This window comes from Psychrobacter piscatorii, from assembly GCF_001444505.1.
Lineage (GTDB): Bacteria > Pseudomonadota > Gammaproteobacteria > Pseudomonadales > Moraxellaceae > Psychrobacter > Psychrobacter piscatorii_B.
The window spans coordinates 17045-35580 of sequence record NZ_LNDJ01000065.1 but is presented as its reverse complement, the minus strand read 5'-3'; the positions used below and the strand labels follow the sequence as shown (position 1 = coordinate 35580).

Here is an 18536-nt window from a genome sequence, read left to right as displayed (position 1 = left end):
AGTTATCTAGGACAGCCCCAAAATTTAAGTTGAATTTTAAACTACGATTAGTAATACTCAAATAAATATCGAATATACTATTTCTTATTTTAAGTATATATAGGACTATCTCAAATGGATAACGAAGAGAATAAACCGTTTAACTATGATCTAGTCGTACCAAAAGGTGGAAAAATAGATGCTCTAATATTTAAGAATGACTATGTCAACATTCCTATGACACTATTTTATAGTATAGAGGTTGAGCTAGACACGTTTGAAATTGATAATGAAGTTATTGATACTTCTTTGATTCTAGATTTCATAAGTGTTGATATCAATGATCTAAAGCAACTCGAAAATCGAGCTTTTGATTTTCCGATTTATCCTGAGAAAAATTATATCGATGCTTCAGTTTATATATTATGGACACATCATCCTGTATCTGTATCAAAGCTAACTTTTGGAAAGGTAGAGAATGGTTATATATCAGTGACCATTGATTATAATATTGAATATTTGCATTCGAATGTTCAAGACTCAGTGGTTAGAACATTGAGTACCACCCTTAAATTAGACAAACTATCTATTTACTCTGAAATACTAGAGCCGACTGAAGATAATTTTGCTAGTGCAATAGAGCTAATGTCCAATTTCTATAATATTGAAGGGTTAGAGACGCCAAGAATTAACTGTAACGAATTTGACGTTAAAAACATTGTATTCGATATCAAACAATAATCTTTTAAAAAATAAAAAAAGCAGCACCTCAAAAGAAGCACTGCCGTTGCTTACAAAACCTAACTTCTAACCAAAAACTAACCCTTCACATTCACCACATAACGCCCAACCACCTTACTCGAAATAAAGCGATCTAAGTACTCAGGCGTTTGCTCAAGGGTGATCTCTTCACCATAGTTCTCTAGATTAGGCAGCTTCATATCGGTGGCGACACGTTGCCAAATAGCTTCTTTATCAGCTAGCGGGATATAAACCGAGTCGACACCCAATAATGACACTGCTCTGGTGATAAATGGCATGACTGTCATCGAAAACTCCGCACCGCCCGCTAGGCCGCAACTGGTCACTGCGCCGCCCGCTTTGGTTTGCTTGAGCAAATTAGCTAGATAATCGCCACCGAGCGTATCAATGGCATTGGCCCACAGCTCACGGCCGATAGGTTTGTTACCGATTTCATTGATCGTATCGCGATGACGCACTTCGCTTGCGCCCAGCTCTTTTAGATGCTCACTCTGTTCTGGCTTACCTGAGAAGGCAATAACCTCATAGCCAAGCTGCGCGAGGATAGCGATACTGATACTACCCACGCCGCCCGTTGCACCAGTCACAGCAACAGGACCATCACTTGGTTTTGCGCCCATTTTCTCAAGCTTTTGCACGCTTAAGGCTGCGGTTAGGCCGCCAGTACCATAAATCATCGCTTCTTTTAATGTTAATGATGTTGGACATTCTATCGCCCAATCAGCGGGTATCGAGATTATCTGGCCAAGCCCGCCTGCGGTGTCCATGCCGAGATCATAGCCGAATACCAACACTTCTTGCCCTGCGCTAAACGTGCCTGATTTATCACTGATGACCACGCCAGCTGCGTCGATACCTGGGGTGTGCGGATACTCTCTGGTGATTCGCTTATTGCCTGACGCTGACATGGCATCTTTGAAGTTCAATGATGAATAATGCACTTCGATGAGCAAGTCATTCTCTGGTAAGTCACTGACTTTGCGCTCTTGAATGCTTTTTTTGAATTCGCCGTCGTTAGTTTCTTCAACGACTAAGGCTTTAAACGTTTTCTCGTTTGACATAGTGATATCCCTATTACGTTTTATTGTTTATGTTCATGAGTCATGGCTTAACTATCGCATGCTTCATTATCTCATGACTGCAAAGTCACTAAAGCAAAAAAAACCACTGTACTTTAGGATAAATACAAACGGGCTTCTTCTTATTTTATGCTACCTCTGATGACAATAGTCATTGAAAGGTTAGTGTGTAAATTATAGTTTTGACAGTACTTTAAAGGTACTAAGGTTTTAATAGTACCTTACCTTTTTTGCCAGATTGCACATCACCTGAGACGGCTTTGGTAATCTCATCAAGCCCATAAACCGCTTCAATTGGTAATTTTAGATTGCCGTTAGTCGCGCGCTCTAGTAATTCATCAATCAGACGCTGTTTGTTGTCCAGATCCATTTCTTGGCTGGTTTTGCTGCCCCAGAAGCCTTTGACGATAGCTTGCTTAAAGATCAGGCTGCCAGCGTCTAGTTGCATTGGTTTACCTGACATAATACCAAACGAGACCAACGTGCCGTTGCTACCGAGTAGCGATAGCAGCTCATTGCTTGATTCACCACCGACGGAGTCCACAGCAGCGGTGATTTTGTCATCACCGATGATATCGCGGACTTGGTCTTGCCAATTGTCATCATCAGCAGTGACGACATTGTTTTTGATACCAAGCTCGGTCAGCTCTTCTAACGAGTCTTTGCTACGCACGAGATTAATGGTGTTCACACCGCGTGCCGCTGCTAGCATGGCTAGTGTTTTACCAACAGCGCCATTGGCCGCGTTATGAATGATCCACTGACCACTCTCGACTTCTAGGAATTCAAGCAGCATCAAGGCGGATAATGGCATGGCGATCAGCTGGGCGGCCAGTTCGTCTTCGATGCTATCAGGGATGCCAAACACCATAGTGGCAGGGGCAACAAAATACTCCGCCCACGTCTCATGTACGCTGGCACAAGCCACACGCTGACCGACGCTTAGGTCTGTGACGTCATCACCGACCGCATCGATGATACCGAGCGCTTCACTACCGCCAACCGCTGGCATTTCTGGCTTGTAGCCGTATTGCCCGCTGACCGTTAGCATGTCGTGGTTATGAATGGGGGAAAGGATGGTTTTGATACGTACTTCGTTGGCAGCAGGCTGCGGCATAGGACGCTCGCCCACGCTCAGTACGTCGGAAGGTTTGCCAAAATGATCATAAGTAGCAACGCGCATAATTATCCTTAATCAATTATTTGTTGTTATGTGTGTGGGACCCAGAGCATCACATTATGGTGTAGCTATCGTACTGTGTGATCTGGTTTAAATATAATCAGTATGGATCATACTATAGAATAACAATAGACTGGTCGTCTAGTAAATAGATGATAACGTTATGTATGGTTTTGTTTCAGGTGGATTAAATGCTCAGTCATTGTCTTGACAGCATAGATATTGATTACTGCATTTGATAAAGATGAGCAGTCGCCATACTGATCATGTACAGACATAGTGCTTGAGCTGTCAATGAAACAGCGCTATATGGAAAGAGATTGACTATATAGAGGCTTAATAAAATAGGGGCTTAATAAAACTCGATCTTACTGAGCACATGCTCCTGCACCATATAAGCACAAAAATACGCGCTGGGCCATGCCACGATAAAGGCCAGTCCCCATGAGTGCATCAGCTCGGTAAAAAAACCGTCAATAAAGCCCACCTTAATGAGCATCAGCGCCGATGAGATAATCAGTGACATCATCATCGCCATAAGACCGGTAAAGATCAGGCGATAGTATTTGCGGCGGGTGCGTATTCTGATGGTGGGGAAGTTGGCCATAGTTTCGATTGTCCTACAAGTGATAGCAGTGCTCATGATACTCCGTGATGACGGACTGGTAAAATCGTTATTATCAATCGTCAGGTTTGCTATAGATTCATAACCATCTTTTTATCTTGAGAAAAACAATATCTCTAGATAATGCGCTCTTCTAGAGAGCAACTTTTGCTACGATAATCTATGATAAGTAAGACTAAACGATAAATAGGACAATAAAATGGCAGACCAAGCACAGCGAACACTTGGCATTATAGGCGGTATGAGTTGGGAGAGTACCGAAAGCTACTATCGTATTATTAATGAAGGCATCAAAGCTAAATTGGGTGGATTACATTCAGCAGATTTACTGATCCATAGTGTCGATTTTGGCCCCATCAATACGCTACAAGAAACGGGTGAATGGGACGAGCTGGGCGCGATGATGGCGAGTAGCGGCAAGCGTCTACAAGCGGCTGGCGCACAAGGATTATTAATCGCGACCAACACCATGCACAAATTGTTTGGCGATGTAGAAGCAGCGACTGATCTACCCATCATTCATATTGCAGACGCCACTATCGATGCCATCAAAGTACAAAATATCAGCACAATTGCATTACTGGGTACACAGTTTACGATGACTCAGGAATTTTATAAGCAGTGTCTGATTGATGCAGGGCTAGAAGTGTTGATACCTGCCGAGGACGAGCGGGCAGAGATACACCGTATCATCAAAAAAGAGCTGTGCGTCGGTAAGTTCAAAGACAGCTCACGCGAATATTATATCGATGTCATAACTAAGCTTGCTGAGCAAGGAGCAGAGGGGGTGATACTAGGCTGTACTGAGATTGGCCTGTTGATCACGCAAGACGACAGCTCAATCCCTGTATTTGACACCACAGCGATTCATGCCGCCGCTGCGGTAGATTTTTTATTGGCTGATATAGCATTGTAATGTGTTAGTAGCCAACGCTTAACCCAGAAAAGGTTTTTATATACGGTGCGTTTTATTCAGTCAAGGTGATACCAAATATCAAATATCAAATATCAACGAACAAAAGCCGTAATGATTAAGCGCGCTTGAGCTAATCGTATCTATAAACCACGCTATGATCCTTTACTGTTTCTAATCATACGGTGCCTGTAGAGTCGTTTACGAAGTCGTCGGTGTAACCTTGTGATACGGCGCAAAGGGAACAGTTTCCATACCGTCGTCGGGGTGATGTCACGACACGACGCAGAGGTACCGCCATGTACACGATATCCTTCGCTCCCTTGTGCCGCTTCTTCTGCGACCAAGTTCTTGCCCTTGCGCCATCCGCCATACAGATATAGTCCTGCTCCCATCAGCGCCGTGGCTACCATGCCTGCTGGAAATGACAGCCAAAGCGCATCCTCACCGAGTAGGGGATAAAGCCCAAACGCAAATCCAAGGCGCACGGGATACATTGAGATCGCCATAACGACCAATGGCCAAATCACATAACCGTTCGCCCGCATGGTGCCAAACAGCACTTGCGCTATTCCAAAAAATATAAAACCCCATGTTGCCATGAGCTGAATGTGTTCTCCGATGGGCAACGCTTCGCTATCACTACCAAGGAAAAAACCCAAAATAGTGCCATCAAACATTGTCAGCACCGCGATAATTGCGCCTGTCAATATCACGTTAAAGATGAGTCCCCAACGAGTGATGTCTGAGACTCTGGCCCATTGATTGGCACCGATATTTTGTGCAACCATCGCGCTGGCTGCGGCACTTAGTGCCATTGCAGGCATCTGCACGTATGTCCAAAGCTGCTGGGTGGCACTATAGGCAGCTGTGGTCTGTACCCCTTCACGGTTGATCAGTGACAGCATCGTTAATGCCGCCGAAGAGATGACAATCATCTGCAGGCCCATCGGCAACCCTTTTGAAAACATCGATTTTAAAATATCTCGGTCTGCGCGCAAAAAGCGCAGCTCTGGCATGCTGAGTGTCAGCACAGAGCCGCGCATATACATCGTGATAACCATGCCAATAAGCGCGAGCGTGTTTGCAGCGGCGGTGGCAAAAGCCGAGCCAAATATCCCCCATTCAGGAAAAGGCCCTAGACCCAAAATCAGTGTCGGCGTCAAAATCAGATCGATCACCACCGATATAATGATAAACCAAAGCGGCGTCGTAGAATCGCCCGTCCCGCGCAGTGCCATCATGATCAGCGTAAACGTGAGCGTGATGGGCATCGCAGCAAAAATCATCCGTAGATAGGTCAGAGCCAGATCCACCGCACTGGCTGGCGTGCCAAGCAAATCTAGCAGCATTGGCGCAAATATCCATCCTCCTGCTGACACCACTATACTGATCGGAATAATACTGCCGAGCGCCGTGCCCATGGTCCTTTTGACCATCGTCTCATCACGGCGTCCCATGGCCTGACCAATCAAAATAGTAGACGCCATACCAAAACCAAAGACAAAGGAGATGAGTATAAACATCAAAATGTTGCCGTTCGCTGTCGCGGCGAGCGCCTCTTCCCCCAAAAAGCGCCCCACCCAGACGGCGTTGATGGAGCCGTTCAACGACTGTAGCGCTGACGATCCAAGGGTTGGCAAGGCAAATAAGAGCATCGTTTTGGCAATCGACCCTTCGGTAAGGTCACGCCGTTTGTCAGTGGCAATACTGGTGTCGCTCAATGTCTTTCCTTTTGCGCCATTCAAATGGGCGTTGGTTTATGATAAAAATGCGTCTTAGGATAGGGGTAGGTAACGACCTTGAAACAGATCGCATAAAAACGCTTATTGTAAATGACAATGCCCGTGCCATTTTTATTAGAACGGTAAGCAGATCAAGTGCTGGCATAAGCTCTAGTAATAAATGTGTTACTAACGTTGTTACTGTCCTTTTGAAGTTATATCTTCTATGAGGCTGATTTGACTACCAAGTAAGAGATTTATAAATATAAAGCCGCATTTGTCGTTAGAATCATAACGTAGATACTTTTTATACTACAGTTGATCCAATTTAAGAGTGGATTGACTATATTTCTAAACAAGGATGCCTCCATGCTATTTAAACGCTTAGGCCTTGCCGCACTATTTAGTCTCTCTATCGTAGGCTGTACCACAGCGCCCAATACGCTTGCCGTTAACACCACTCAAAAAATTATCCAATATGAGCGCAATAAGTCTGATCTGGATGTCAAATCATTTACGCTAACTTCTGGCGACAAGTTAGTTTATGCCGAAAATAATAATCTCACCGCCGAGCCACTACTTCTCATTCACGGTTTTGGTGGTAATAAGGACAACTTCACCCGTATCGCTGACGAATTAGAGGACTATCATCTGATCATTCCTGATCTGCTGGGTTTTGGCGAGTCGAGCAAACCTATGAGCGCAGACTACCGCTCACAGGCACAGGCCACGCGCTTACATGAGCTGTTGCAAGCTAAAGGATTAGCAAGCAATATTCACATCGGCGGTAACTCGATGGGCGGCGCGATCAGTGTCGCTTATGCCGCAAAGTACCCACAAGACGTCAAGAGTCTGTGGCTTGTCGATAGCGCAGGGTTTTGGTCAGCAGGCGTGCCAAAATCGCTTGAGGGCGCAACCCTTGAGAACAACCCATTGCTGATCAATAGCAAAGAAGACTTCTATAAGATGTACGATTTTGTCATGTATAAGCCGCCTTATTTGCCCAAGTCAGTCAAAGCGGTATTCGCGCAAGAGCGTATCAATAATAAGGAGTTGGACGCCAAAATCCTTGAGCAAATCGTCACTGATAATGTCGAGGAGCGTGCTCAAATCATCGCGGACTATAATATTCCAACGCTCGTGGTTTGGGGTGATAAAGATCAAGTCATCAAACCTGAAACGGTCAATGTGATCAAAGACATCATCCCGCAAGCGCAAGTCATTATGATGGAAGATATCGGTCATGTGCCGATGATCGAGGCGGCCACAAAGACGGCTGATGACTATAAAGGGTTTCGTGCAACGCTGAAGGGTCAGTAATTCACACGTCTTTTGTTAATCGTGTCAGTAAGGCGTCTGTACTTTCGTCTCTGACTAACGTGACGCCTTGCCCTGCCCATAACGACAGATGCTCGGCGTCCAAACGCTTGGCCGCATCCGCTCGCATAAACTTGGTCATGGCATTGAGTTGCGGGTAGGGCGGTAGCGCATCTGCACTCTCAAATTGAGCAAAATCACGCAAATAGTTGTTTAATAATCCACGTGCAAGCTTACCTGAGAACAGTCGTGTTAAGCACGTCTCGCTACTGCGTAACCCTTGACTGGCATCAATGAGCGCTTGTTTATACGTATCATTAATACCGCATTGATCTGTGGTCAAAAATGCCGTTCCCATTTGCGCAAGTTCGGCTCCTGCCGCTTGTACTGCCTTGATATCCTGTCCCGTCATAATGCCACCTGCGGCAATCAACGGAATATCTGTGCAAGCGTGCGTTTGGCTAATCAGCGTCAATAATCCTAATGGATCGGTTTCGCTTTGTGGCAACCAACCACCGCGATGACCACCTGCTTCTACGCCTTGTACACAAACTGCATCTGCACCAATCTCGCTCCATGCTTTGGCTTCTAATGGATGGTTTGCCGTACCGATGACGCGCGTACCGACACGTTGCAGACGCTGAACTTGCTCGGTGCTGATAATACCAAAAGTAAAACTGGCGACAGGTACAGGGTTGTCATAGAGGACTTGCAACTGTTCAGCAAAGCTCTGTGCTGGACGCGTGGGTAGCGTAAATTCTATATTCTGCTCTTGGTAATAATTGCTCAGCCAATTCGGCATGGCGGTATCAAAGCTGCTCGACTCCTGCTCAGATAGCACCATCAGATTGACCATAAAAGGACGGTCGGTCAGGGTTTTAATCGTATTGATTTGGCTATCCAAAACGTCTGGCGCAGTCATGCCAGCGCCTAATGAACCCAGTCCACCAAAGTTACTGACACTTGCAATCAACTCAGGAGTGGTGGCACCGCCTGCCATTGGCGCTTGGATAATCGGATAGGTGAGGTTAAGCGTATTGAGTAAGCTCATGAATGGCTCCTTTTTATTAGGATATTTGCATGACTTACTGTAGCAGAGGTAGGCGGTGCGCGTGTTGGATAGTGTTTATTTAGTTGCTGAATAAGGGGTGGGTTTTGGCTATAAATTTGTAGTTAAAATATTTGACTATAAAACTGTAGTTAAAGCTTATTAATACATATACTTGATATTACTAAATGTCTAGCCAAAGAAAGTTGAAATAAATAATGAATAAAATATCTCAAATTACTCGACGCAACATATTTGATATCTTAAAAATAGAAGAGATTTGGTGGGCAGGAAAGCTAGATGAAACAGAGTTTTTATCTAGAATTTATGATTTAGAGAGCATGCCTTCTACAGATTCTAGATACGAAAATGCTGCAGGTGATATATGGCAACACAGAATTAATAATTATGACTGGGAGGATGATTGGGTATTCAGTGATGCAAGATTTAACTTGTTAAATTGCGATGACGCCACTCTTTTGAACTTTCTCTGTCTGATGATACATCCAGTGGTAAGAACTGATCAAAAGGAAGTTGAAAGAATAACAAAGGTACTCAACGATAATTTGTATCATGATGAGTTCGAGATTGTTGAAACAACCAAAATATCTGGTAGACCAGTTTTTAGTGGAAAAATGAAGTTTACAGGAAAAACATCGATCGAAAGAAAAAGTAATGAAATCAAAGTTATTTTTAACGCTGAGTACGTTTCTCAGCAGATTAACTTAATGGAATCATCAATTGAAACTTCACCTTATCAAGCGATAGGAGTAGCGAAAGAGTTGATTGAAACTGCTTGTAAATCAATCTTTAAAAGTAGGCAAGAAGAATACAATAAAAACTGGGACTTATCTAAATTAATGAAAGAAACCACTAAGCTGCTCAAAATTACGCCTGACAATATATCTAATGAAGCAAAAGCAGCGAGTTCGATACGACAGATTCTAGGTAGCTTGTCTGCTGTTGTCCAAGGCATTGCAGAGGTTAGAAACGAATATGGTAGTGGTCATGGCAAAGATAGTGATTTCAAAGGTCTACAACCTAGGCACGCTAAGTTAGCAGTTGGAGCATCATCTACCTTAGCTATATATCTACTAGAAACGCATGAAATGAGAAAAGATAGCTAAGAAAACTGACTCATTTTTATAATCAGCAGCCCAACCACATCATCACCGCTAATCGGCAAACTCCAATGATACGCCCTAAACAGACTGACTCTAGTCCTCTACTTCAACGGACTTATCGTTAGTATGACGCCGAATCCGTCTGGATCAGTCAACTCGATGCCGTTTTCATTCCAATAAGGATTTTGTGAGGTGATTGGTAGTATCTCTGCCTGTTTCGCCCTATCTATAATGGTTTGGATTTCTTCTTCGCTATCTAAGTAAAATACGATCAAATCGTCCCTGTCAGGATGATAGTTTGCTTTATCAGCGGAATAGGTGAACTCCATATGCCAATTTTGATTGGGAAATCCTAAAAAAAACACCATCGTAGCTATTATGGTCTTTGAAGCCGCCCAGCTTTTCTAGTCCAACAATATTCTGATAAAAATCAATAAGGGTGCCCAAATTATTGGTGTGCCGTGCATATCGAAATTTCATAAGTATCCTTACTCAATCCTAGTCCTGCGGCGGCCATGGACGATCAGCGTCACTCTCTATCCATTCGGCGACATAGCCGGTTGGCGGTAGGTCCCAGTCAGACTGTCCTAATGCTGCCAGTACCTGTGCCGTGTCGATTACTCGTCCAGCTTTGGTCACGCCTGTACGCAGTAACGCAGAGGAGCAAGGTTTGCCCTTGACCCACATGGATTGCTCGATATAGAGCCAGCGCGCATCGATACCGACGATTTTGGTTTTTAGCGTGACTTTGTCAAACGCACGAATACGCTTGCGATATTGGATAGTACTACCAGCGATGACCAGACCCCAACGCTGTTTGATCAGCTGCTTGCCAAGCCCAGTGCGTACGGCAAAGTCCATACGCCCCAAATCATACAGCGTGAATACGCGACCGTTATTCATCTCCAAGAAATTATCGATATCCGTCAGGCGACAGCGAAACTGGATCTCGCTGGTTTCTTTTAGGGTCAAGGTATCGCCCTTTTTTGCTTTTAAGGCGGCATGAGCGATGGTGCTGGCATAACGGATAAATGGGTACATAAAGTCGTCTCGAAGGTTTAAAGGGCATTATTAAAAATCGTTAGATTAGGAGCTATTGTCAGGGCTACTTAGGCCTATTTTTTACGTGACTCGACCCCAATCCAATTGAAGTACGCACTCACCGTTTCGGGTATCCAGTTGATATCAAATTTTGAAGAATTGCCATTAGTATTATTTTTGGCTCGACCTTTATCTGAGCGATAACGCAAATAGCCGATATGTCCACCGTGCTCAGTATCTAAGATAGTGACGCTATCAGAGACATCGTTTGGTGTCGCGGTAAAGCCAATAAACGGATCGTCCTTTGCACTGATGAGTAATAAAGGCTTGGTCACTTTGATCAAATAGGGAAGGGCGGACGAGGCTTGATAGTAGTGGTTGTTAGAGCGGTAGCCATGACGCGGCGCGGTAAAGATATCATCAAAATCACTGATGCGATTGACCGCTTTGATCGAGTCGATCTCCTCTTGAGTAATATCGTTGGCCAAGGCTTTTTTGATAATTGGATTAAGCAAATAAGGCGTATAAATGCGATGACTTAAAAAGCTATGCATACTAAGCGCCGCTGATGACATATCAACAGGGGCGGAGATAACTACGGCACCTTTACAAAGAACCTTGTCTTCGTATTCGCCCATATATTTTGCCAGTGCATTGCCACCTAAAGAGACACCGACTGCATAGATATTGGCATATTGCTGCTTTAGATTTTGTAGCGCGTGATGCACTTCATCGGTATCACCCGCATTATAAAAAACTCTGCCATTAGCAGGAATACCGCCGCAACTGCGAAAATGTGCCACCACGAAGTGCCAACCTTGCGCGTGCATCTGGTAAGCCAAGGCGCGCGCATAATGGCTGTCGCTACTGCCTTCCATGCCATGGAATAAGACAATCAATGGCGTTTGCTCAAGCGCGCCGTTTTTTGATGTGTCTACTGGATGCGCATCATAAAAATCGTAGGCAATATCGCTTTCATCCAAAGAGTCTTTTTCGACTTCGCGGCGATAGGTGGGTGCTTTTGGCGCAAAAAACTTGGGCAGGATGCTTTGCAAATGTGGATTGGTCAGCCAAAAGGGCGGCTTAAAAGGCGTTGGAGAAAAAGGTTTGGTTGAGGTTGACATATTTTGGTCTTATTTAATGATCGTGGAAAAACAAAAAAGTAGCGTGGTAAGGGTTTTTTATCATAACGCCAGTATCTGTAAAAACCAATGATTTTCAGTGGACGCATGATTACTGAAAATGGCTGACAAGCTAATAAATGGCGACTGAATACAACTATAGAGAAACCATTATAAAAATGGTATAGCAAGATTAAACGCTATTTTTCGCAGCCTCTGGAGACGCAGTCACAGCAAGCAAGAAAAGTAGCATTTAATCAAGCGCGTCTCCTATGCTGTATCAATTTTATTGAGGTTCTACTATATCTAAGCGGCTAATGAGAAAGGTTAATCAGTTTCTTCTAGACTTCTGGCTGATCCAATACACGACCATCCATAGCCAGCCGCTCTTTTAGACTCTCGATATCTGCCTGTGCCAGTGTTGCGGTCAGCGTGACTTGTTTACTGTAGGCGACATCAACAATATGACCGTCCAAGCTCTCTATCATATAGCGGCACTGTGCTTCAGTCGCGAACTCTGCGAGTATCTGAATCTGTGCCATGGGTATATACGGGTTCAATGTCATCTCATCGACCGCTGCTTGGGCGGAGCCTGCATAAGCGCGCGTCAGACCACCAGCGCCCAGCTTGATACCACCGAAATACCGCACCACGATGATGATGACATTGCCGATGGACTTGTGCTGCAAGACATTTAATATTGGTCTGCCTGCGGTGCCGCTTGGCTCGCCGTCATCATCGAAACCTGCGCTAGTCGTATTGTCAGGGTCACCAATGATGTAGCCCCAGCAAAAATGCCGTGCATCTGGATATCGCTCGCGCAGTTGTTCCACGTGAAACATAGCCTCTTCACGCGAGATCACCGGATACGCGTAAGCAATAAACTCAGATTTCTTAATTTCTAGGCGCGCGGTGACGGCGCGTTTTAGGGTTTGATAGCTCATATTTCATCAGGCTTAGGTTGGATATGGTAAACTTAGCTAACTGTCACTGTCGTCCGTATTGGCCGCAGTATCCATTTTATTTTTCATTATAGTACCATTTCTAACCATCGAAGATAACGAGGCGCTCATGGCTGAGTGCTGGTGTCGTTAGTTTCTGATTTAGGGCTGGTATCATAAAACCGATGGTAGTAAATAGTATGCGTTTAGATAAATTCATTAGTAAAGCCACCGAGCTGTCGCGTAAAGAATCAAAAAAGATCATGCACGCCGGCGAGATCACCGTCAACGATCAAGTGGTCAAAGACCCAGGCCTACATGTCGATGTCATCAACGATGAGGTGATGTGGGCAGGCGAGCCGCTGTCAGTTGCAACAGGCAATCGCTATATCTTGCTGTACAAACCTGAAGGCTTTGAGTGTACGCTAAAAGCCAAAGAATACCCAATCGTCACTGAGCTGATTGCCGTACCAGAACTGGGCAGCTTGCGTATCGCTGGTCGTCTCGATGTCGACACCACCGGCGCGCTACTCATGAGTGATGATGGCGGCTGGCTACACCGTGTCACCAGTCCTAAACATGAGCACGCCAAGGTCTATGAGCTGACCCTAGCATCGCCGATGGATAGCGATGCCCAAGAAAAAGCCGTGAGAAAAGTCGCTGAAGGTATCTTATTAGAAGGCGACTATGAGCCGACCAAACCTGCTACGCTTGAGTTCATCGATGAGACACACGCCCGTCTGACACTAGAGCAGGGCAAATACCATCAAGTCAAACGCATGATGGGTTACTTTGGCAATAGAGTGACGGAGCTGCACCGCGCCAGTATCGGTCATATCAATCTAGACGGCCTAGAAAAAGGCGACAGTCGTTTCTTAACGCCAGAAGAAGTCGCCAAGTTCTAGTCTCTGACTGCTGTAGTATGCGCATCCATACTACTGTTTAAGTTATTATTTTAAATTCATCAGCAGCCACGACACCGTGTGCTGCTTTTTGTTGTCTGCTGATTTGCCTTCGTATCTATTATCTGTTTGTTCTACCATCTACCGGTGTTGCCGATCTCTTAAAGCTGGGTAGCCATTTTGCAAAATTGCGCCGCTAATCATTTGTGTAAACCTTGCTTATGATACAGTCTGTCTGATATCTCAATCTATTTTTTTACATAATATTATGATGATCAATCAAGATGGATATTATGAAGTAAAAAATTTATAAATCATTAACGAGGACTGCTTTTGTGAAACTATTTGCCTTTAATTCGGTAAGCCTGATTAGCCTTGTGCTACTCGCAACCACGGCTTGTGCTCAGTCAAACTCAGCGGATGCGACGCGCACTCAATTGAATCAAAACAATCAAAGCATGCAGACGAGCAAAGCGGTAAGTGCAACGGTCGATAAGCGGTTGCGCCAAGTGCTGACCCAAGCCGGTATCAAAACGCAGATTACCTCCATTGCGCCGTCCAAATTACCCAATATGTATCAGGTAAACTTGGCTGAACAGCCGCCATTGCACATCACCGAAGACGGTCGCTATGTCATCCAAGGTGAGTTAAAAAAGAATCCAAGCAAGCGGGTAGTGACCAAAACACTAGTACGCAGCACGAGTGCGCAGGTAGGCAAGCCTGTCAGTGCAGCAGTCAAATCGGCGCTGCTCAAAAATACGCGTGCGCTCAAAAACATGAGCGCCAAAACGCCGTTCTTTTATACGGCTGTACCGGGCGTGATTTGGGGCGCAACGCTAGAAGGGGTGCCTTTCTTATTATCGGATGATGCGCAGTACATCACTGATGGTGAGATATCAGTGATCGAAAATGGCCAATTTATCGGACTCGATGAGAAGTTTGAACGGCGCAAAAATCAATCGGTGTTTGCGACATTGGATGAAAGCCAGCTGATGACTTATCCAGCGACCAGTCCTGAGAGGGCGGTGATCTATGTGGCTGATGACGTCAATTGCCCGTATTGCCGTCGATTTCATCAGCAAATATCCATGCTCAATGCCAAAGGTGTGACGGTAAAAATCATTGGCTATCCGATATACGAGCAGTCCCCTGAGCAAATGCGCGGTATCTGGTGCCAAGATAGCGAGAGCAGTCGTCGTCAGGCATTTGATAAGGCGATGCTACAAGGAGAGATGACACCTGCATCAGCAAATTGCAGCGCCGACCACGTGACGCCCAATCGCGAAAAAGCCGCTGGACTGGCAGTGATAGCAACGCCTGCCATTTACCGTGAAGACGGCGTACTATATCAAGCAAGCTTCGGGAGTCCTGAGTTTTTAGAATTTTTAGGTATCGAATAATCACATTGGTGTCGTTCACATTTTAGTGAATAAAGGTTTTAAATCACGCCACAAAAAACCGCTTTATGAGCTGATTCATAGAGCGGTTTTTATCGTTTGACTCATCAAAATGTTGAATATCAAAAGCGGTCTCAACTTGTTTATGGCAAGACAATATCGACGATCTTCCACTTAATCAAGCCTTGGCGCTGCATCTCTATCGTGAGCGGATAGCCTTTGACTTGACCGCTGATAGCAAAGCAATTGATACCGCAGTAACTCAGTGCTGGCTTATCGCTATCGTTGCCTTGAGCGGCTTGTTGCTCAAGCTCCGCGGCTTGTTTTTTCATGACTTGCTGGATTTGGCTCTTGACCACAGCATCGACATCGCCGCGCTGCATGATCAAGCTTTGAATGAGGTTTCTGAGATCGACCTGATCGCTTGCGATGGCCCATGCCGCCGCCAGCTCTTTGGTTGCTGTATTGGCTTGACCCTGAGTGTTAATGACCTTTTCGATATTTTGCGGCGTGATGGCACCATCGACGGCCTTTGTGATAAAGCCGTTGGCTGCTTGGGTTAATGCGTCTCCGCCCAGCTCAGCAATCAGTGGGTACTTTGTCATGGTCGTCGCAAATTGATCAGTCAGCTGATGTTGGATGCTTGGACGCACTTGCTCGTAATCAATGGTCGCTGCGATAGCGGCACCGTCTTTGGCATCATAAGCATTTTTGAGCTGATAAGCACTGTAGTAAGGGGAGCCTGCATAGATTGCTACGGCAATCACGATTAATAAAACAATCAGCTTTTTCATAAGACGGGGAACCTTGTCGCAAACGTCATGGGTATAAATGACCGTAGATATGGCGATAAATACTAGCACGATTCGTCATTATTCAGGTATGAAAAGCTTTATTCAGGTATGAAAAGCTTTGTAGTAATCTTAATAAATCGTGTATATCGCAACCTAACTGCCCTAACTAAGAATTTCATGACTTAAGCGCTTGATAAATCAGCAGACCATCTCCATAAATAGCGCAAACTTTTTATAATTGATTTGGCTAAGTAGCCCCCACCGTATTTTTCGTTACATGCACATATTATCATCCTGTGACATTGTGGTTTGCCATGTTTCACATGAAACGTTGCTGTGTGATTGTGTATGAGATGAAGGCCGTTAATGGTAAAAGCTGATCAAAGCTAATGAACTGACGAGCTGGTGGTGCTACGAAGACGATAGGAGAAACAATGAGTAAACGCGATTTTTATGAAGTATTAGGTGTCAGCAAGACCGCTGACAGCAAGGAGATTAAGCGAGCTTACCGCAAGCTTGCCATGAAATATCATCCAGATCGCAACTCTGATGACCCTGATTCTGAAGACAAATTCAAAGAAGCCTCAATGGCTTATGAAGTACTGAGCGATGAAGAAAAGCGCTCAGCGTATGACCGCATGGGTCATGCTGCCTTTGAAAACGGCATGGGTGGCGGTGCAGGCGGCGGCAATTTCCAAGACATCTTTGGCGATATTTTTGGTAACTTTGGTGATATCTTTGGCCAATCACGTGGCGGCGGTGGTGGGCGCTCGCGTCGCGGCTCTGACTTGCGCTATGTGATCGAGCTGACATTAGAAGAAGCAGTACGCGGCTGCAAAAAAGAAATCAGCTTCACCGCGCCAGCGCCATGTGACACTTGTGATGGTAAAGGTGCCAAAGATGCCTCTGATGTCGTGACCTGTCAGATGTGTCATGGTCAGGGTCAAGTGCGCATGCAGCAAGGTTTCTTTGCCGTACAGCAGACTTGTCCGCAGTGTGGCGGCTCTGGTAAGCAAATCAAAAACCCTTGCCCTGATTGTCATGGTAATGGCGTCAAAGACAAATCACGCACGCTAGAAGTATCTATCCCAGCGGGCGTCGATGATGGTGATCGCGTCCGTCTGGCAGGTGAAGGCGAAGCTGGCGCCGCAGGCGTACAGAACGGCGACTTGTATGTTGAAGTACGTGTCAAACCGCACAACGTCTTTACTCGTCAAGGCGCGGACCTCTATATGGATGTGCCAGTCAGTATCACGGATGCCGCACTTGGTAAAGAAGTTGAAATCCCAACCTTGGATGGTAAAGTAAAAATCAAAGTGGCAGAAGGGACGCAGAGTGGCAAATTGCTGCGTGTACGCGGCAAAGGCGTGACGCCAGTACGCACCACGATGAAAGGCGACTTGATCTGCCGTGTGGTCATCGAAACCCCTGTCAATCTGACTCGTGAGCAAAAAGATCTATTGCGTCAGTTCCAAGATACACTGGATGATGACAGTAAACATCAGCAGTCGCCACATAAAAAATCCTTCTTTAAAAAGATTGGCGATTTGTTTGACTGATTATTTAACTAAGACAGACTGTTGCTAGATAGCCATACTGAAAGTAAGCCCAAAGGTTTCACATGAAACCTTTGGGCTTTTTCTTGTGCTGATAAAAAACCACTCTGGTAGTGATATTTGTTAAACTGACGATAAATGATATCCAAAAATAACCCACTAAATATAAAGTATGTAAGGTAGCGATATGAGTCAACAAACAACAGAACAAACCATCAAAGTTGGTGTCATCGGTGCAGGTGGTCGTATGGGTCGTATGCTTATCGAAGCGGTACAAAATAATCCTAAGACTATCCTGAATGCAGCGATTGAGCGCCAAGGATCTAGTCTCGTCGGCGCAGATGCAGGCGAGGTGGCGGCTATCGGACGTTTAGAGGTGCAAATCGTTGACGAGCTAGAGGCTGTAATTAATGACATCGATGTGCTGATTGATTTTAGTTTGCCTGATGCGACTGAAAAAAACATGCAAGTTTGTGCCGAGCATAATGTCGCGATGGTCATTGGCACGACAGGATTTAATGAGGCGCAAGAGCAGGTATTGGCAAAAGCCAGTGAAAAAATCGCTATCGTCTATGCAGGTAACTATTCAACCGGCGTTAACCTGTCATTGAAACTACTTGGTATGGCAGCCAAAGCATTTGGCAATGATGCTGATGTAGAAATCATCGAAGCACACCATAAGCACAAGATTGATGCGCCATCTGGGACAGCCTATATGATGGCAGAAGCCGTCGCAGAGGCGCGCGGACAGAATCTAAAAGACGTTGCCATCTACGGACGCGAAGGACAAACAGGTGAGCGTGAGTCGGGCACGATTGGCATTCATGCTGTACGCGGTGGAGAGATCGTCGGCGATCATACTGTGATGTTCATCGCAGATGGTGAGGTGGTCGAGATCACTCACCGCGCACGAGAGCGCATGACCTTTGCCGCAGGTGCTGTACGTGCCGCAACTTGGGTGACTGAGCAAGCCGTTGGGCAATATGATATGCAAGATGTGCTGGGTCTAAATGATTAGAGCGCATTGACGATG

At 45.3% G+C, this 18536-nt stretch carries 19 protein-coding genes; 8 read left to right on the top strand and 11 right to left on the bottom strand.

Annotation, left to right across the window (positions count from 1 at the left end):
* Positions 1–114 precede the first annotated feature (114 nt).
* Positions 115–720 carry a hypothetical protein gene (locus tag AS194_RS06740; RefSeq protein ID WP_058024747.1) on the top strand — a complete coding sequence of 202 codons (606 nt, stop codon included), beginning with the start codon at positions 115–117 and terminating at the stop codon, positions 718–720.
* A 77-nt stretch (positions 721–797) separates the two neighbouring features.
* Here the strand turns inward: AS194_RS06740 and AS194_RS06735 are convergent, their stop codons facing one another.
* The 3 genes from AS194_RS06735 to AS194_RS06725 form a co-directional block, all read right to left on the bottom strand.
* Positions 798–1802 (bottom strand): YhdH/YhfP family quinone oxidoreductase, encoded by a 1005-nt coding sequence (locus AS194_RS06735; RefSeq protein WP_058024746.1) that lies wholly within the window; start codon positions 1800–1802, stop codon positions 798–800.
* 220 nt (positions 1803–2022) lie between these two features.
* Positions 2023–3003, bottom strand: a complete 981-nt coding sequence (locus AS194_RS06730; protein ID WP_058024745.1) for a zinc-binding dehydrogenase — start codon at positions 3001–3003, stop codon at positions 2023–2025.
* Positions 3004–3352: 349 nt separating this feature from the next.
* Positions 3353–3607, bottom strand: coding sequence for a DUF2798 domain-containing protein (locus tag AS194_RS06725; RefSeq protein WP_058024744.1), 255 nt, complete (start codon positions 3605–3607; stop codon positions 3353–3355).
* Positions 3608–3824: 217 nt separating this feature from the next.
* On the opposite strand from AS194_RS06725, the gene AS194_RS06720 reads away from it, so the two are divergent.
* A complete protein-coding gene (locus AS194_RS06720) occupies positions 3825–4541 on the top strand; it encodes an aspartate/glutamate racemase family protein (protein ID WP_058024743.1) in 717 nt (238 codons plus the stop codon).
* A 152-nt stretch (positions 4542–4693) separates the two neighbouring features.
* Here the strand turns inward: AS194_RS06720 and AS194_RS06715 are convergent, their stop codons facing one another.
* Positions 4694–6262, bottom strand: coding sequence for an MATE family efflux transporter (locus AS194_RS06715; protein WP_058024742.1), 1569 nt, complete (start codon positions 6260–6262; stop codon positions 4694–4696).
* A gap of 369 nt (positions 6263–6631) precedes the next feature.
* On the opposite strand from AS194_RS06715, the gene AS194_RS06710 reads away from it, so the two are divergent.
* A complete protein-coding gene (locus AS194_RS06710) occupies positions 6632–7582 on the top strand; it encodes an alpha/beta hydrolase (RefSeq protein WP_058024741.1) in 951 nt (316 codons plus the stop codon).
* 1 nt (position 7583) lies between these two features.
* Here the strand turns inward: AS194_RS06710 and AS194_RS06705 are convergent, their stop codons facing one another.
* On the bottom strand, positions 7584–8630 hold the full coding sequence (locus tag AS194_RS06705) for an NAD(P)H-dependent flavin oxidoreductase (protein ID WP_058024740.1): 1047 nt from the start codon (positions 8628–8630) through the stop codon (positions 7584–7586).
* 215 nt (positions 8631–8845) lie between these two features.
* On the opposite strand from AS194_RS06705, the gene AS194_RS06700 reads away from it, so the two are divergent.
* Entirely contained in the window at positions 8846–9754 is a 909-nt protein-coding gene (locus tag AS194_RS06700; RefSeq protein ID WP_058024739.1) for an abortive infection family protein, read from the top strand.
* Positions 9755–9852: 98 nt separating this feature from the next.
* On the opposite strand, the gene AS194_RS06695 is transcribed toward AS194_RS06700, so the two are convergent.
* From AS194_RS06695 to AS194_RS06680, 5 genes are all read right to left on the bottom strand, one after another.
* The gene (locus tag AS194_RS06695; RefSeq protein WP_152978610.1) at positions 9853–10080 is read right to left on the bottom strand and encodes a VOC family protein; all 228 of its coding nucleotides are present in this window, start codon (positions 10078–10080) and stop codon (positions 9853–9855) included.
* A complete protein-coding gene (locus AS194_RS14170; RefSeq protein WP_413771709.1) occupies positions 10058–10231 on the bottom strand; it encodes a hypothetical protein in 174 nt (57 codons plus the stop codon). The genes AS194_RS06695 and AS194_RS14170 overlap by 23 nt, the downstream gene beginning before the upstream one ends.
* 18 nt (positions 10232–10249) lie before the next feature.
* Positions 10250–10792 (bottom strand): acyl-CoA thioesterase, encoded by a 543-nt coding sequence (locus AS194_RS06690; RefSeq protein WP_058024737.1) that lies wholly within the window; start codon positions 10790–10792, stop codon positions 10250–10252.
* Between the two features lie 74 nt (positions 10793–10866).
* Positions 10867–11916, bottom strand: coding sequence for a YheT family hydrolase (locus tag AS194_RS06685; RefSeq protein ID WP_058024736.1), 1050 nt, complete (start codon positions 11914–11916; stop codon positions 10867–10869).
* Between the two features lie 338 nt (positions 11917–12254).
* The gene (locus AS194_RS06680) at positions 12255–12857 is read right to left on the bottom strand and encodes a YigZ family protein (RefSeq protein ID WP_058024735.1); all 603 of its coding nucleotides are present in this window, start codon (positions 12855–12857) and stop codon (positions 12255–12257) included.
* Between the two features lie 197 nt (positions 12858–13054).
* Here AS194_RS06680 and AS194_RS06675 point away from each other — a divergent pair, with 197 nt between their 5' ends.
* Both AS194_RS06675 and AS194_RS06670 read left to right on the top strand, forming a co-directional pair.
* On the top strand, positions 13055–13759 hold the full coding sequence (locus AS194_RS06675; RefSeq protein ID WP_058024734.1) for a pseudouridine synthase: 705 nt from the start codon (positions 13055–13057) through the stop codon (positions 13757–13759).
* A gap of 332 nt (positions 13760–14091) precedes the next feature.
* The gene (locus AS194_RS06670; RefSeq protein ID WP_058024733.1) at positions 14092–15156 is read left to right on the top strand and encodes a disulfide isomerase DsbC N-terminal domain-containing protein; all 1065 of its coding nucleotides are present in this window, start codon (positions 14092–14094) and stop codon (positions 15154–15156) included.
* 140 nt (positions 15157–15296) lie between these two features.
* On the opposite strand, the gene AS194_RS06665 is transcribed toward AS194_RS06670, so the two are convergent.
* Entirely contained in the window at positions 15297–15947 is a 651-nt protein-coding gene (locus tag AS194_RS06665) for a DUF2939 domain-containing protein (RefSeq protein WP_058024732.1), read from the bottom strand.
* Between the two features lie 434 nt (positions 15948–16381).
* Between AS194_RS06665 and dnaJ the strand changes: the two genes are divergently transcribed.
* Positions 16382–17506 carry a molecular chaperone DnaJ gene (gene dnaJ, locus AS194_RS06660; protein WP_058024731.1) on the top strand — a complete coding sequence of 375 codons (1125 nt, stop codon included), beginning with the start codon at positions 16382–16384 and terminating at the stop codon, positions 17504–17506.
* 184 nt (positions 17507–17690) lie between these two features.
* Positions 17691–18521: a 4-hydroxy-tetrahydrodipicolinate reductase gene (gene dapB / locus AS194_RS06655; protein ID WP_058024730.1), complete on the top strand. Its 831-nt coding sequence runs from the start codon at positions 17691–17693 to the stop codon at positions 18519–18521.
* Positions 18522–18536: the final 15 nt, after the last annotated feature.

Excerpts from the sequence above, each read along its gene's own strand:
- AS194_RS06740 (WP_058024747.1), top strand. The coding sequence starts at position 115 with ATGGATAACGAAGAGAATAAACCGTTTAACTATGATCTAGTCGTACCA.
- AS194_RS06735 (WP_058024746.1), bottom strand. The coding sequence starts at position 1,802 with ATGTCAAACGAGAAAACGTTTAAAGCCTTAGTCGTTGAAGAAACTAAC.
- AS194_RS06730 (WP_058024745.1), bottom strand. The coding sequence starts at position 3,003 with ATGCGCGTTGCTACTTATGATCATTTTGGCAAACCTTCCGACGTACTG.
- AS194_RS06725 (WP_058024744.1), bottom strand. The coding sequence starts at position 3,607 with ATGGCCAACTTCCCCACCATCAGAATACGCACCCGCCGCAAATACTAT.
- AS194_RS06720 (WP_058024743.1), top strand. The coding sequence starts at position 3,825 with ATGGCAGACCAAGCACAGCGAACACTTGGCATTATAGGCGGTATGAGT.
- AS194_RS06710 (WP_058024741.1), top strand. The coding sequence starts at position 6,632 with ATGCTATTTAAACGCTTAGGCCTTGCCGCACTATTTAGTCTCTCTATC.
- AS194_RS06705 (WP_058024740.1), bottom strand. The coding sequence starts at position 8,630 with ATGAGCTTACTCAATACGCTTAACCTCACCTATCCGATTATCCAAGCG.
- AS194_RS06700 (WP_058024739.1), top strand. The coding sequence starts at position 8,846 with ATGAATAAAATATCTCAAATTACTCGACGCAACATATTTGATATCTTA.
- AS194_RS06695 (WP_152978610.1), bottom strand. The coding sequence starts at position 10,080 with ATGGAGTTCACCTATTCCGCTGATAAAGCAAACTATCATCCTGACAGG.
- AS194_RS14170 (WP_413771709.1), bottom strand. The coding sequence starts at position 10,231 with ATGAAATTTCGATATGCACGGCACACCAATAATTTGGGCACCCTTATT.
- AS194_RS06690 (WP_058024737.1), bottom strand. The coding sequence starts at position 10,792 with ATGTACCCATTTATCCGTTATGCCAGCACCATCGCTCATGCCGCCTTA.
- AS194_RS06685 (WP_058024736.1), bottom strand. The coding sequence starts at position 11,916 with ATGTCAACCTCAACCAAACCTTTTTCTCCAACGCCTTTTAAGCCGCCC.
- AS194_RS06680 (WP_058024735.1), bottom strand. The coding sequence starts at position 12,857 with ATGAGCTATCAAACCCTAAAACGCGCCGTCACCGCGCGCCTAGAAATT.
- AS194_RS06675 (WP_058024734.1), top strand. The coding sequence starts at position 13,055 with ATGCGTTTAGATAAATTCATTAGTAAAGCCACCGAGCTGTCGCGTAAA.
- AS194_RS06665 (WP_058024732.1), bottom strand. The coding sequence starts at position 15,947 with ATGAAAAAGCTGATTGTTTTATTAATCGTGATTGCCGTAGCAATCTAT.
- dnaJ (WP_058024731.1), top strand. The coding sequence starts at position 16,382 with ATGAGTAAACGCGATTTTTATGAAGTATTAGGTGTCAGCAAGACCGCT.
- dapB (WP_058024730.1), top strand. The coding sequence starts at position 17,691 with ATGAGTCAACAAACAACAGAACAAACCATCAAAGTTGGTGTCATCGGT.